12 protein-coding genes are annotated in these 13244 nt (G+C 70.7%); 5 read left to right on the forward strand and 7 right to left on the reverse strand.

Annotated features, from left to right (window positions below):
• The first annotated feature begins 10 nt into the window (after positions 1-10).
• Genes C593_RS0124300 through C593_RS0124310 form a run of 3 tightly spaced genes read left to right on the forward strand, consistent with a single transcriptional unit; the run spans position 11 to position 3470 of the window.
• Positions 11-511: a hypothetical protein gene (locus C593_RS0124300; RefSeq protein WP_018849934.1), complete on the forward strand. Its 501-nt coding sequence runs from the start codon at positions 11-13 to the stop codon at positions 509-511.
• Between the two features lie 6 nt (positions 512-517).
• Positions 518-2806: a DUF6571 family protein gene (locus C593_RS0124305; RefSeq protein ID WP_018849935.1), complete on the forward strand. Its 2289-nt coding sequence runs from the start codon at positions 518-520 to the stop codon at positions 2804-2806.
• A gap of 4 nt (positions 2807-2810) precedes the next feature.
• Positions 2811-3470 (forward strand): hypothetical protein, encoded by a 660-nt coding sequence (locus C593_RS0124310; protein WP_018849936.1) that lies wholly within the window; start codon positions 2811-2813, stop codon positions 3468-3470.
• 70 nt (positions 3471-3540) lie between these two features.
• Here C593_RS0124310 and C593_RS0124315 read toward each other — a convergent pair whose 3' ends face one another.
• The 7 genes from C593_RS0124315 to eccB all read right to left on the reverse strand — a co-directional run bounded on the left by C593_RS0124315 (position 3541) and on the right by eccB (position 10925).
• Complete coding sequence (locus C593_RS0124315; protein ID WP_026278032.1) at positions 3541-3843, reverse strand: WXG100 family type VII secretion target; 303 nt, start codon at positions 3841-3843, stop codon at positions 3541-3543.
• Between the two features lie 72 nt (positions 3844-3915).
• The gene (locus C593_RS0124320; RefSeq protein ID WP_018849938.1) at positions 3916-4263 is read right to left on the reverse strand and encodes a WXG100 family type VII secretion target; all 348 of its coding nucleotides are present in this window, start codon (positions 4261-4263) and stop codon (positions 3916-3918) included.
• A 93-nt stretch (positions 4264-4356) separates the two neighbouring features.
• Positions 4357-5661, reverse strand: a complete 1305-nt coding sequence (locus tag C593_RS0124325; protein WP_018849939.1) for a S8 family serine peptidase — start codon at positions 5659-5661, stop codon at positions 4357-4359.
• Positions 5662-5691: 30 nt separating this feature from the next.
• On the reverse strand, positions 5692-7464 hold the full coding sequence (locus C593_RS0124330; protein ID WP_018849940.1) for a hypothetical protein: 1773 nt from the start codon (positions 7462-7464) through the stop codon (positions 5692-5694).
• Between the two features lie 6 nt (positions 7465-7470).
• On the reverse strand, positions 7471-7938 hold the full coding sequence (locus tag C593_RS0124335) for a hypothetical protein (protein WP_026278033.1): 468 nt from the start codon (positions 7936-7938) through the stop codon (positions 7471-7473).
• Positions 7939-8102: 164 nt separating this feature from the next.
• Entirely contained in the window at positions 8103-9383 is a 1281-nt protein-coding gene (mycP, locus tag C593_RS0124340) for a type VII secretion-associated serine protease mycosin (RefSeq protein WP_018849942.1), read from the reverse strand.
• Positions 9384-9395: 12 nt separating this feature from the next.
• On the reverse strand, positions 9396-10925 hold the full coding sequence (gene eccB / locus C593_RS0124345; protein WP_018849943.1) for a type VII secretion protein EccB: 1530 nt from the start codon (positions 10923-10925) through the stop codon (positions 9396-9398).
• A gap of 182 nt (positions 10926-11107) precedes the next feature.
• Here eccB and eccE point away from each other — a divergent pair, with 182 nt between their 5' ends.
• Positions 11108-12460, forward strand: coding sequence for a type VII secretion protein EccE (gene eccE / locus C593_RS0124350; RefSeq protein WP_199790082.1), 1353 nt, complete (start codon positions 11108-11110; stop codon positions 12458-12460).
• The gene (locus C593_RS0124355) at positions 12457-13188 is read left to right on the forward strand and encodes a hypothetical protein (protein ID WP_018849945.1); all 732 of its coding nucleotides are present in this window, start codon (positions 12457-12459) and stop codon (positions 13186-13188) included. The genes eccE and C593_RS0124355 overlap by 4 nt, the downstream gene beginning before the upstream one ends.
• Positions 13189-13244 lie beyond the last annotated feature (56 nt).

Below are 13244 nucleotides of genomic sequence, written 5' to 3' on the forward strand. Positions count from 1 at the left end.
GGTGGGGCAGATGGCATGGGACGAGTGGGAACAGCTCAAGGCGTCGGCGGGCGGGAACGACTCGACGCGGATGCGGCTCAACGGGCCGGTGCTGCCCGACGACGCGCCCAATGCCGGTGGCCCCAACGGCGAACTGAACGTCCGGCAGCGGGACCTGGCGAAGATCGGTGACAACGCCTTCAAGCTCTACAACCGCCTCTGGAAGGAAGCCCGGGTCACCAGCACCGATGCCGCGGCCACCGACCTGGACGGCCAGGGGTTCGCCCTCGGCAAGGCCCTGAGGCACGTCTCGACGCGCTGGGACAAGCAGCTCGGCTCGGTCATGGACGCGTGCGCTCTGATCTCCAACCACATGGACTTCACCAAGAACGCGCACGCCGGCGACGAGGTCCACATCCAGCGGCACGTGAGCAGCATCCACACCCTGGACGCCGGGTTCGACGAGAACTGGGCGAAGCCGGGTGAGAAGAACGGGATCTACGGAACGAAGGACGCGAAGGACAAGGACTGACTCCTGATGGATTTCGACGCCCTGCACTCGGCCAACTTCACGCTCCTCGACGACACCGTCGGGGACTGGACCAGCATGATCACCAAGTTGGAGACGTTGCGGAAGGACGCCGAGGACGGTCTGCGCGGCCAGGCCAACTCCTCCGACTGGTCCGGCTACAACGCCACCGTCTCCCGTGAGTTCATCGGCAGGACGACCGGGGAGTTCGGCGACGCCGTCACCCAGGCGACCTCCGTCCGGAACATCATGCGGGACACCCGCGACGAGCTGAAGACGCAGCAGCGGCTCCTCAAGGAGGCCATCGAGCGCGGCCGGGCAAGAAAGCTCTCGGTGACCGCGAACGGCGGGGGCTTCACCGTGCGGGAGAACCCGGACGACAAGGCGCCCGGCGGGCAGAAGGACGTCGACGCCCTGCGGGACGAACTCCAGGGGATCCTCGACAGGGCGACCGAGATCGACACGACCGCGTCCATCTCCCTCAAGGCGCTGGTCGACCTCGCTGACTACGGCTTCTCGGACGCCAAGTACCGCGACCGCGACCAGGCGGCCGACGCCGTCAAGGAGGCGGAGCGGCTCGCGGACCTGGCGAAGAAGAAGCCGCAGGACATGACACCGGCGGACTTCGACGCGCTCGACGCGGGCCTGGACAAGCACTCGGGCGACCAGATCTTCGCCGAGCACTTCGCCACCACCCTGGGGCCGGAGGGGGTGCTGAGCTTCTGGGCGGGCCTCAACGACCCCCACGCGGCGTACAAGGTCGGCAGCGAGCGCGTCGACCAGTACGACGACCTCCAGAAGCATCTGAGCCTGACCCTCGCCACGGCGACCCAGGCTGACTCGCCGGAGATGTGGCGGTGGAAGTCGGACATGGTCGCCCTCGGCGACCAGCCGATCTCCAGGAACAGCACCACCATGGGCTTCCAGGTCATGAGCAACCTGATGCGCTGGGGCGGCTACGACGACGGCTTCCTGAACAGTTACGGGAGCAAGTTGATCGAGACCGAGAAGAAGATGACCGACAACGGTCGTCACGCTCCCATGGTCTGGCAGCACCTGGGGATGGACCCTCTGCTCAACCGGACGGGCACGGATTCGGGATCCGACCCGATGACGGGATTCCTCCGGGCACTGGCCAACAGCCCGGACGCGGCGACCGAGTTCTTCAACGGGGACTTCGTGACCAAGGACGAGGACCACGAGTTCGAAGAGGACGCCGACGGCAACGGCAAGAACGAGAAGCGCGAGCTGTCCAACTTCGACTACCTCTTCACGGAGCGGGACTGGCCCCAGGACAGGGACAGCAAAGGCGACGAGAGCATCACCGGGCGCAACAACCTCGCCATGGCGCTCGAGGCGGCGACGACCGGGCACCGGGCGGGCGAGATGCCGACGATCGACACGCCCGCCCACAACGAGGACCAGGCGAAACTGGTCGAGAGCATCTTCGGCGCCGTGTCGGAGGACCCGAAGCGCCTGACCGACCACGCGCACATGTCGGACAGCATGGGCCAGATCGCCGCCGAGTACATGCCGGACGTCCACCGGGGGCTGCACCCGGGGAAGGAGAACGAGGCGGCGCTCTTCCCACAGGCGGGAGCCTCGGCCTCGCTGAGCGAGCAGGACATCACGCGTTTCCTCTACACCGTGGGCCAGAACCCCGACGGCTACGCCGCCGTCAACGCCGGGCAGCACGGCTACACCACCTCGGTGATGGAGTACCACTTCGCCAACCCCGGGGCGTACCTGGCGGATCCCCACTACTCCGAGGCGGACAACCTCAAGAAGTCGATCGAGGACATCGCCAGGGTCGCGGGCGAGATCGAGGGCACCATCGGCACCGGGCGCGCGTACGCGAACGAGGTCGAAGGCGGCGCGAAGGACGCGGAGTTCAACGACTCCCTCACGAACGCGAGCACCTGGGTGAGCAGTGGTGTGGGCATCGGTATCGGCCTGGCCACGGCGCCGGTCGCGGGCCCGGGCGGCATCGTGGCCGGCGGCCTCGCCGGTACCGCCGCCAGTGAGATCCTCGGGTCCATCTCCGAGGGGCTGGTGAAGGACAGTTCGGGCGAGGTGATCTACCGGAACGGCAAGGAGATCAACGACACCCGCGAGTCCACGTACACACTGATCGAGTCGGCGGCCCAGAAGGCCGGAGAGGCCGCGAAGAACCCGTCCCCGCACATCGTGTCCTCGGCCGCGACCGCCGCCGAACAGGGGTTCAACAACGCCAAGACCAATGTCGCGGACTTCTGCGACGGTCAGGGAGTCCCCAAGGCACTGGACAAGGAGGGCTAGACCGGTGAACGGCTTGTCCAGGAAGCTGGTCCTCCTCATCGCGGTGATCGCCGTCGTCGGCGCGGCCTCGGCCGTCGCCTACGTCGGTGGGTTCCCGCCCTTCGAGAGGCGTGGAGACATCAGCGCCGAGAGCGTGTGCGAAACGCTGGGGGACGGCGAGGCAGCGGCCTCGGAGCTGGCGGAGGTCCTGCCGGACGAGCCGGAGTACTCCTTCGAGGACCGGATCGACGGCCGGACGGTGACGCAGGGAGGTTCGAGCTTCACCGCCGACTGCCTGGTCCGGGGAGGCGGGAGTGTGCTGCTCAGTGCCCGGACCCAGATGATGGTCGCCGATCCGGACCGGGACTGGGCGGCCGAAGCCCTCGGAGACTACTCCGCCGCCGAGCGGGCCGACTCCTTCGAGGCGGGCTCCATGGGCGTGTTGGCGGGCGGCAGGGCCGCGGTGCTGGTGCCCTGCTCCGCGCCCGGCAGCGTGATCGGGGGCAGCTACAGCCTGAGCGTCGTGGTCGACCTCAAGCAGCAGGACGCCTCGGCGGCGGAGCGGGTACGGCAGGGGCTGGCCGACCTGGCCGTGGGCGCCGCGCGGTACGCGCACCGGGCGGCGGGGTGCGACGTGCCGTCACGGCTGCCGTCGGCGTCGCCGCGGCTCGGCGGCGGAGCGTAGCGCGGGGTGGGCACCCCTCGCGCGTGCCCACCCCGGATCGTCGTGCTGCTACTGCCAGTCGCTCTGCGGCTCAGGCGAAGTAGCTGGCGGCCTTCTTGTCGCCGCCCATGTAGTCACCGCCGGCGCGGGCGACGATGGCCGTGATCTGCGTCAGGGCCTGGTGGATGTCCTGCGCTTCCTTGTCCCAGATGGCCTGCTGCTCCGTGTAGAAGGTGTGCGCCTCACCCTCCCAGCCGGCGGCCACGGTCGCGACCGCGGTCTTGATGTCCTGGAGGTCCTGCTCCAGCTTCTTCGCCTGGTTGCCGAGAATGGTCGCGGTCGCGTCGAGGGCGCCGTACCTGACGACCAGCTCGTCGTAAGAGTTCATTGCCATGATTCGCTCATCTCGTCTCTCGTCGAACGCGGCCTCGGCCCGGGGCGCCCGGGAGCCGCGTCGGGCGTCCTGCTAGAGGTTGCTGAGGTTGGACGGGGCCGGCGTGCTGGCCCCGAGGTTCACGTTGATGCTCTGCACCGCGGCGCGGATGTCGTCTTCCGTGCCGCCCTTGATCTTGCGCGAGGCGCTCATGGCTTCGAGGTACTTGGCGAGGATGTTGCCGATCCGCACCATGGAGGTGTTGATCTCGCGCTGCTTCTCGTCGAAGGCGCCGGCGCCGATGCCCTTCCACTGACCCTCAAGGCTGTCGATCGTGCCCTGGATCTGCTGGAGCTGGCCCTTGAGCGAGGTGAACTTGCTGAAGATCTCCCGCTCGAGCTTGATGAGTTGCTCATCGGAGAGCTTCTGGCCCTGTGACACAGTCGTGTTCCCTTCTGGACTCTGGACTACTGAACTGCCTGGTGTGACTGGCTGTGTGGTCGTGCTGCGGCAGCGGCACGACCGTCTCGGATCTCAGGCGCTGCGGCGCTTGCGTGCGACGGCGTAGCCGGCGCCCGCGACCACGGCGAGCACGCCGACGGCTCCGATCCCCCAGAGCGCGCCGTTGCTCGACGAGGATCCCGCATCGGACGCCGATGCCGCCGCGTCCGGCGCGGAGCCGTCCTTGGGCGGGGTGTCCTTGCCGTCGGGTGGCGTGGACGACTTGTCGCCGGAGGAGCCTGCCCCTTCGGCGCCTTCGGCGGCAGGGGAGTTGTCGGAGTCGGGCGCGTCGGTTTCGTTGGTGGGGAGGTTGGTGAGGGGGTTGATGTTCGGGTCGCCGGGCTTGCCGATGCCGCGGTTGATGTGGGCGCCGGGGCGGACGACACCGTGACCGACGTAGTTGCTCACCGAACCGGGCTTCGCGTCCTCGCTGCGCCCTGCGGACTCCAGCATGACGCGCAGCACCTGGTTGGCGGTCCAGTCGGGGTTGGCGGACCAGATCAGGGCGGCGGAGGCGGAGGCGATGGCGGCGGAGGAACTGGTGCCGCCCTCACCCATGCAGTAGCGCTTGAAAGTGTTGTCGCACCAGCGTGGCAAGTCGCCCGAGGGGGCGGCGAGGTCGATGTAGTCGCCGTGCTGGGAGTACTCCTCGACCTTTCCATCGGGGTTGGTGGCCGCGACAGCGACTGCCTCGGGATACGCCGCAGGATAGTGGCGCTTGTTTTTTCCATCGCCGTCATTGCCCGCGGAGGCGAAGACCAGTTTCCCCTTCTCGTGGGCATCTCGGATGAGCCGTCGCTCAGCACTGCTGTAGTACTCATTACCGGACGAGATGCTGATGATCTGAGCGTCACTGTTGGCGGCGGCTTCAAGCGCGTGCTCGAAGTCGAACGCGTTTGGGTTCCTCTCCTCGCTCGGCTTGAGATGCTCGCTCACACGATAGGGAATGATCTTTGCCTCCGGAGCCAGCCCTTGCAGGCCGCCTCCCGCTCCCGTACCAGCGATGAGTTCGGCCATGGTGGTCCCGTGGCCGTTGAAGTCATTGAACTCATCGCCGTCGGACCCGGTCAGGTCCTTGCCCTTGAGGACCTGACCCTTCAGCGACGCCGTGTTGCGATTGACCCCGGAGTCGATCACGGCGACGGTCATGCCCTCGCCCTTGGTCTTCTTCCAGATCTTGTCGACGTGCATGGCATCCAGGTACCACTGCTTCGACCGCACGTCGATGGCTGCCGCCGACGGGGCGAACCCGATGGTGCCGAACGAGATGGTTGCCGCAGTGACGGTCGCGAGAACACCACGCCGCAGGCCGAGGAACGCGAACGCCTTTGCCTTCATCCTGACTTTCCGAGCCTTCCGAATGGGGGGTCAGTCGATCACCGGCGGCACGGGGTCGCGCCGGCGACTCGCCCAGGTCTCTTCGTCTTCCGTCACGTAGTCCGGACGCGTGGTTCCCTCACGGTCCTCGGGACGCCCGGACTTCCGCGCCTTCCCTCCGACGATCGGGGTCCCCGCACCCGCAACCTGGCCGCGCTGGGCGGGAGAAGGTCCTGCCGAGGGGGCACCAACGACACCGTTCCTGCTCTGCGTGGTGCGTCCGGTCGGACGGGCCTGCTGGCTCTGCGGACCGCCGACAACGCCGGACTGACCGGGGCGGGCCGTGCCCTGACCGCCGGTCCTCGACTCCGCTCCCCCGATGACCGTGCCTCGCGGGATCCCGGAGTTCGTGGCACCCGTGGTGCGCTGCTGGGCGGTTCCTCCCACGATGCCGTCCGCGCGGCCGGTACCGCGGGCAGCACCCGTGGCCGGCCGGCCACCGGCCATCGGCTGCCCGGTGGACATCGCACGTCCCGCCATCGGGCCCTGACCGGTGCCGCCGACGACGCCCGGGCGTCCGGGCTGTCCGGCGGCAGGCGTACCCACGCCGTTTGCACGGCCGACAGGCGGCTGCTGGCCGGACGTACCGATCGGGGCCCGGCCTGCCGCAGTCGGCTGCTGGCCGAGCGGGCCGGTCGCGCGCCCCAGGGGCTGCTGGGACGCGCCCGGCCCACCGGCACGCCCCAGGGGGCCGGACCTGCCGGGGCCACCGGTCCTTGGGACGCCGGACGTGCCGACGGACCTTGCCAGAGGAGGCGGGCCACCAAGGACGTTCGGCAGCGGAGAGGGCTGTCCTCCGGTGGGGGCGGGCCCACTGCCGGTGGGTGTCTGCGTTGCAGCCGTCGGCGCGGGGGGAGCCTGCACGCTGTCGATTTGCATCTGAGTGCTCTGTGGAACAGCAGGTGAGACGGGCCTCAGACCGTTATCGGCATCGGGAGTCGTACGACCATCAAGAGCTGGCTCTGCGGGACCCACAGCGCTAGCTCGAGCCGCATCGAACGTGCCAGCCGAGCGGGCGGCGTCGCCGCCCGAACCGAATTCGATCGGGCGTGGCTTCGGCACCGCCGCCCCATACGCCCGCGGCGGCACCGGGATCTCCTGCGCCTGCAGCGTGGTCTGCGAGACCGCGTAGAAGGACGCCAGGCGGTTCATCTGGTTGATGGCCTCCTGGCGGTTCCTCTCGACCTGGAGGGCCTTCTGGTACTCGGGGTTGTCGTCCGTCTGCTCGATGACGGTGAACGCCTTGACGTCCTTCTGGACGAGGCGGTCGTCACGCGGCGGCTTGGAGTTGCGGACGGAGATGAGACCTTCGCTGGCCTCGTTCATCTGGGTGCCGACGGCGTTGGCCACCTTGGCGATGCCCCACGCGTACTTGACGACGTCCTCGCCGTAGCGGCGGAACTCCTCCGCGCCCTTCCCCTCCCAGGAGGTCCTGCTGATGAAGTCCTGAAGGTCCTTGGCCGCCTCGTTGATGGCCGTGTTGGCCGCCTTGAGGCCGTTGCCGGCACCGGTCAGGTCCGCGGGGTTGGCGCTGTCGAGGAGGTCGAGCATCTCGTTGAGCTTGCGGTTCTCGAAGCTGGTGGAACCGAAGAAGCTGACGCCGGGAGCGGGGGTGCCGAAGAAGTTCAGGAAGTCCGGCAGGCGCTCGATCATGTCCGTGGCCGCGAAGCGGCCCTTGATGTCGGCGGCGTCTGCGAGTTGCTCCTTCTCCTGGGGAGTCAGCTCGGGCTTCGGGTCGGCAGCCTGGCCCTTCTCGTCACTCATCGCGCGTCACCCCATGTCCTTCGTAACACCCTTGTCCTGGTCACGAGGCGCCGCCGGCTGCTCCAGTTCGCCCTGCGCCTTCTGGCGCGCGATTGCCTCGTCCCGCTCGAGATCGAGGCTCGCCTGGATCTCGTGGAAGCGCCTGCGCTTCTCCTCGTCGACGTTGTTGTAGCCCACGTTCGCCGCGTGCACGCCGATGGTGAGGAGTTCGATCTGGGCGCTCAGGGACTTGGACAGCCCGACGAGCGCCTGGTGCACCCGGGCGTACTCCGCGTAGAAGCCGTCCGCCTCGGTGAACGGGATGCCCGTGCCGAACGAGCCGCGGGACACGCGCTCGGCCGCCACCTTGGCCTTGCCGCCCGCGCTGCTCTCGAGTTTCGCCAGCACGTCGTTGACACGATTGCGGAACGTCGTCAGAGCGTCGACGCCCTTGGACAGGTCAGCCACGGCCGCCCCCGTCCGTCCACAGCTCACGCACGAGCCATTCCTCCCCGTTGGTACTACCTGTACTGCCTGTACTGCTCCGTACCGCCCGACCGGTGTGCGTTCGCAATCATCGTCCGTCCGAGCGCACTGCCCACCACCTTAACCACCGGGTACGACAGTCCCAAGTGTCTTGTCCGTCACGCGACTTCTGTTCACACGCCCTCACCGGCCGTGCGGTTCCCGCCCCCCGCGCCCCGCCGCCGGCGGGAGTCACGCAGGGCGATGGCGGTTCCGGTGGCGGCGGCGACGAGGATGCCGCCGCCCACCACCACGTAGGTCGCCAGGCGCGCCCTGCGTTCCTGGGGGGTCTCACCGAGGTGGGCCGCCTTCACCGTCGGGGCCTCGGCGCGGGTGACGCCCTCGCGGGCGACGGGCTTCCTGAGGGGTTCGTCGTCCTCCGTCAGGGCGCGCACCGGGTCCACGACGCCCCAGCCGACCAGGCGGTCGTGGCCCGCGACCGAGCGTTCCGCGGTCTGCTGGATCTGGGCGACGATCTCCTCCTGTTCCCAGTCGGGGTGTTTGCTCTTGATCAGAGCGGCGACTCCCGCGACGTAGGGGGCGGAGAAGCTGGTGCCGTTGTCGGCGCAGTGGCCGCCGCCCGGGACGGTCGTCACGATGTCGACGCCCGGCGCCGCGACGCCCACGAAGTCGCCGGACTGGGAGAACAGCGCGCGCTCGTTGTTGCGGTCCGAGGCGGCCACGGCGAGCACGCCCTCGTAGGACGCCGGGTAGGTCTTCTTGACGTTGCCGCCGAGTCCGTCGTTGCCGGCCGAGGCGACGATCACGATGTCCTGGGCCAGTGCCTCGTCCACGACGGCCTTGAGGGCGGGGTCCGGTTCGGCCGCGGCCGCCGTGTCCTGGGAGATGTTGATCACGTCGGCGTCCTCGGCCATGGCGTGCCGGATGGCCGCGGCGAGGGTCTTGGCGGTGCCGTTGCCGAACGCGTCGTTCTGCTGGATGGGGATGATCGTCGCGTCGGGCGCGAGGCCCGTGAAGCCGGTGCCCTCGACCGGGCGGGCGGCGATGATTCCGGCGACCTTGGTGCCGTGGCCGACGGTGTCCGTGGTGCCGTTGGCCTTGCCGCGCTCCAGTTTGTTGCCCTGGGAGTCCTTGGCGTTCTTCGGGATGAGGTTGACGCCGCTCCTGGTGTCCACGGCCTTCCTGAGCTGGGGGTGGCGGACGTCGACGCCGGTGTCGATGACCGCGACGCGCACGTTCTTGCCCGTGGACTGCTTCCACACCTCGTCCAGCAGCACCCGCTGGAGTGCCCACGGGCGGCCGGTGTAGACCTTGCCGTCGAAGCGGCACTGGGCGCTGTCGGCCGCGGCGTCCGTGGCGGACAGCAGCGGGAGTCCGGCGAGGGTGAGGGCGGCGGCCGCCGCGAGCGCCGCCGGGCGTGCCGTGCCGGCACGCTCAAGGAGAAGGGAGGTCATCGGCGGCCGTCCTCAGGAACCCTGCGGCTGGTTCGCGGCGCCCGCCGAGAGCCGGGGGCCCGTGGGCAGGAAGGCCGACCACTCGGCCGGGATCGGGAGCGGGGCGACGTTCTCGTAGCCCAGCTTCTTCTGCGCCTGCAGGGCCTCGGTGGCGACCTGCTCCTTCTTCCCGCCGGACGCCCCCGAGTCGGAGCCGATGCCGGAGTCCTCGGTGGCGCTGTCGCCGTTGGACTGCATCGCGTACCGCAGCCCGGTGTCCGTGGCGAGGAAGAGGAAGCCGGTCTTCGTGGCCGAACCCTTGATCTGACGGAAGAGCAGCCCGGAGCCCGGGGTGACGTACGCGCTGGTGGAGCCCGTCGGCAGGGTGGCCGGGAAGCCCTTGCCGGACCAGGTGCTGAGGGTGGTCGCGCCGTTGTCGCGGTCCACCGAGCGCAGGACGTTGCAGACGGTGTTGCGGCTGCCGGACGCGGTGCCGGCGTCGTTGACCGCCTCGGGGCTCTCCGTCGGCCAGGTCACGTCGCCGTTGAACGGGGTGCCCGGGCGGAAGTCGCCGGCGCTCACCGGCGTCGCCTGGCCGCCCTGGCCGAGGTCGGAGAGCTGCTTGCTGTCGAGCAGCAGCTTCGCCGTGAAGTCGGAGACGGGCGCCACCCGGTCCTCCAGGACGACGAACTGGCGCTTGCGGTTGCCGTCGGTGGCGAGGAGCACCATGCCGACCCTGTCCGCCTCCTCGGGCAGGCCCGCGATGCCGGCCGGTGCGCCGGGGGTGCCGGGGACGGTGGGGATGGCGACCGGGTCGCCCCGGTGGAGGGTGGCCAGCCAGGCGGCGGACACCCGCTGCGGCGCCCGGTTCTGGCCGACGACGAGCTGGAGGAGGAGCGGGTCGTCCGCCACCGGGTACGCGCGTCCGCGCGCGTCCACCACATGGCGCTTGCCGTCGGGCCCCTCCACATAGAGGAGTTCACCGCCGGTGAGCCGGTTCGGGCCCTCCGTCAGCTTCTCCTCCCGCTCGGCGAGGACGAACGCGGCCTTCTGGATCGTCCGGCCGCCCTCGCCGGGCCGCTCGCACACGGCCCAGCGCTTCGCCTCGCCGGCGTCCTTGGCGTCGGGCAGCCGGTCCGGGGCGTAGGGGATGCCGAGGGTCGGGCCGTGCGGGATCTTCCCGTTGTCGAGGACGGACTCGTCGACGTTGATGACCTTGCCGGTGCCGTCGTTGAGGAGGAGCTTGGCGGAGGACATGTTGAGGACGGGGTGGAGCTGCGCCTTGCCGTCGGTCCTCAGGACGACGTACCGGGTCGTGGACTTGCTGGCGATGATGACGTTCTCGCCGGCCTTGTCCCAGCCCTTCGGCGCGACGGGCTTGAACATGCCCCAGGCCGCGAAGACCGCGAGGACGACCACGCCGACGATGGCGCCGGGGACGACCGCGCGCAGGGGCCGGGGGGCGGCCTCCTCGGAGCCGGTGGAGTTCGGCTGCAGGAACTGGGCGACGAGCCTTCGCTTCGCGAAGGTGTAGGCGTTCAGTTCGTCCCGTCGTGATGCCATCTGTTCGCAGTCCCTCTCCCCCGTCGGGCGACCAGGTTCCCACACGCCGCACGGGCGGCCCGCGGCCGTGCCGCCCCTACTATGCCTGGCGGCACCGGCACATTCCTGCTCAGGTAGGCTCGTCGCCCCGGTGAACGCCCGGCAGAACACGGTCAATACGGACACGAGGGGGCAACGCGGCGATGGCTACGGCGACGCGCACGCGGAACAGGCGCACCATCGCTCAGGGCTCCGGGAGTTCCCGACGGCAACGCAGCAACGACCGCCGGGGCCCGGAGGGCGCGAGCCCGGGCGCGCGACCGGTCCCCCCGTCGCGGACGACCCTGCGGCCGCTGTCGCGGGCCGGCCGGGTCGGGCCGTTCCAGGTGCGTCAACTGGTGCTGGTGGAATCGGCGCTGGCCCTCGTGGCGGTCGGCTTCGTGCTCGGCGGGATGTGGCTGGTGCCGGCCGGGGCCGTGGCCGCGCTGCTGGTGCTGCTGGCCGTGGTCCGCCGCCGGGGGCAGGCGATCCAGGAGTGGCTGGCCTCGGCCGCCGCGTTGCGCGCACGCACCCGCAACACCGGGCCCGCGCCCGCGGACGGCGACCCCTCGCTCGCGCCGGTCACCGAGAGCGTCCCCGGCTTCCACGCCTCCCCCTACGTCGACCGGGACCGCCGCACCGTCGGGATGCTGGGGGACGGCTCCTTCCTCACTGCCGTGGTGCGCGTGGAGGCGAGCAGCGCGGCGCTGCGCCCGGCGTCCGGGGCGCGGGCCCTGCCGCTCGCCCTGCTCGGCGACGCCCTGCGGGTCGACGACATCGAGGCGGACTCGGTGCAGTTGGTCCAGCAGGTGCGCCCGGCTCCGGCGCCGCATCTGCCGCAGCAGTCGGTGGCCCGCCTCTCGTACGCCCCGCTCCAGGAGAAGACGGGCGCCCCGGCGCTGCGGATGACGTGGATCGCCGTGAAGCTGGACCCGGAGCTGTGCCGGGAGGCCGTCGAGGCGCGCGGCGGCGGGCTCGGTGGTGCGCAGCGCTGCCTGGCCCGGGTGGCGGACCATGTGGCCAGCCGGGTCACGGGCGCCGGCTTCCAGGCGGCCGTCCTCGACCAGGACGAGCTCAACTCGGCGGTCGCCACGGCCGCCTGCGCCTCGCCGCGCGCCGCCGCCCGCGCCGGGCGGCCGGACACCGCGCCGCAGCGGCGCACCACCGAGACCTCCCGGGTCTGGCGCTGCGACGACCGCTGGCACACCACGTACGCGGTCGGCCGGTGGCCCGAACTGGGCCGTGAGGCGACCCCGTTGCCCCGGCTCGTCGCCCTGCTGACCGCCGTCCCGGCGCATGCGACGACGATCAGCCTCGCGGTCCGGCGCGGGGCGCGGCAGGGCGCGATGGACATCAGCGGGCACGTCCGTATCACCGGCGGCTCGGACACCGAACTTGTCGGTGTGCGGCGGGCCCTGGAGCAGGCGGCGCGCGGCGCGAAGGTCGGGCTGCTCCGTCTGGACCGCGAGCAACTGCCGGGCGCACTGGCGACGATGCCTCTGGGAGGAACGCGATGACGGGCCGCGGCGCGACGACGACCGGGCCGAGGGGCGCCCTGCGGGGCCTGGTCGGCCCCCGGCACCGGGGGCACTCGATCCCGGCGGACCATCTCGGCGCGCTCTCCCTGCCGGTGGGCGACGACGGCGTGGTCATCGGCGAGGACGCCGAGGGCCGGACCCAGATGGTGGGCTTCCACCGGTCCGTTCCCTACGAGGTGCTGCTGATCGGCGGTCTGTGGACGGCACAGGTGCTGGCACTGCGCGCGGCGGGCACGGGTGCGCGGGTGTCGGTGGAGACCGGACGCGCCCACGCCTGGACGACGCTGGCGCAGGCGGCCGGCGCGGGCCTGGAGTGCATCACGCTGCACGACGTGGGGCGGGTCCCGCCGACGGGCGCGAGCGTGGGCAGCCCGGTGGTGGTGGTCCGGGACTGCGGGATGCGGCCGCCGCGCGGGCGGGTGGTCTCGGCGCCCTGGCAGTCGGTGCTGACGCTGCTCCCCTATCTGAGCCCGGTGGCGCCCCGCCTGATGCGCTCCTCGACGCTGGTCGGGGTGCAGCGGGTGTCCCCGCAGGAGGCCCAGCAGACCGGGCGGATACTCGGCCTGACGCAGCAGGAGGTCGACGCCCTGCCGACCCTGGCGGACGGCGTGACCCTGTGGTGCGCGGGCCGGGAGCGCCAGTGGGTGATGACGGGCGCGACGGACGCGGAGTCCGGGCTGCTCGGCATGCCCCGGCGGATGGACTGACGGCGCACCGGACGCGGGCGGGGACGCGTACGCGGCCGCCCGGGTGGGCGGCCGGG

It is taken from the genome of Streptomyces sp. CNT372 (assembly GCF_000377145.1).

What these genes read in the sequence shown, in the direction of transcription:
- C593_RS0124300 (WP_018849934.1), top strand. Translation starts at nt 11, where the DNA reads ATGGCATGGGACGAGTGGGAACAGCTCAAGGCGTCGGCGGGCGGGAAC.
- C593_RS0124305 (WP_018849935.1), top strand. Translation starts at nt 518, where the DNA reads ATGGATTTCGACGCCCTGCACTCGGCCAACTTCACGCTCCTCGACGAC.
- C593_RS0124315 (WP_026278032.1), bottom strand. Translation starts at nt 3,843, where the DNA reads ATGGCAATGAACTCTTACGACGAGCTGGTCGTCAGGTACGGCGCCCTC.
- C593_RS0124325 (WP_018849939.1), bottom strand. Translation starts at nt 5,661, where the DNA reads ATGAAGGCAAAGGCGTTCGCGTTCCTCGGCCTGCGGCGTGGTGTTCTC.
- C593_RS0124330 (WP_018849940.1), bottom strand. Translation starts at nt 7,464, where the DNA reads ATGAGTGACGAGAAGGGCCAGGCTGCCGACCCGAAGCCCGAGCTGACT.
- mycP (WP_018849942.1), bottom strand. Translation starts at nt 9,383, where the DNA reads ATGACCTCCCTTCTCCTTGAGCGTGCCGGCACGGCACGCCCGGCGGCG.
- eccB (WP_018849943.1), bottom strand. Translation starts at nt 10,925, where the DNA reads ATGGCATCACGACGGGACGAACTGAACGCCTACACCTTCGCGAAGCGA.
- eccE (WP_199790082.1), top strand. Translation starts at nt 11,108, where the DNA reads ATGGCTACGGCGACGCGCACGCGGAACAGGCGCACCATCGCTCAGGGC.
- C593_RS0124355 (WP_018849945.1), top strand. Translation starts at nt 12,457, where the DNA reads ATGACGGGCCGCGGCGCGACGACGACCGGGCCGAGGGGCGCCCTGCGG.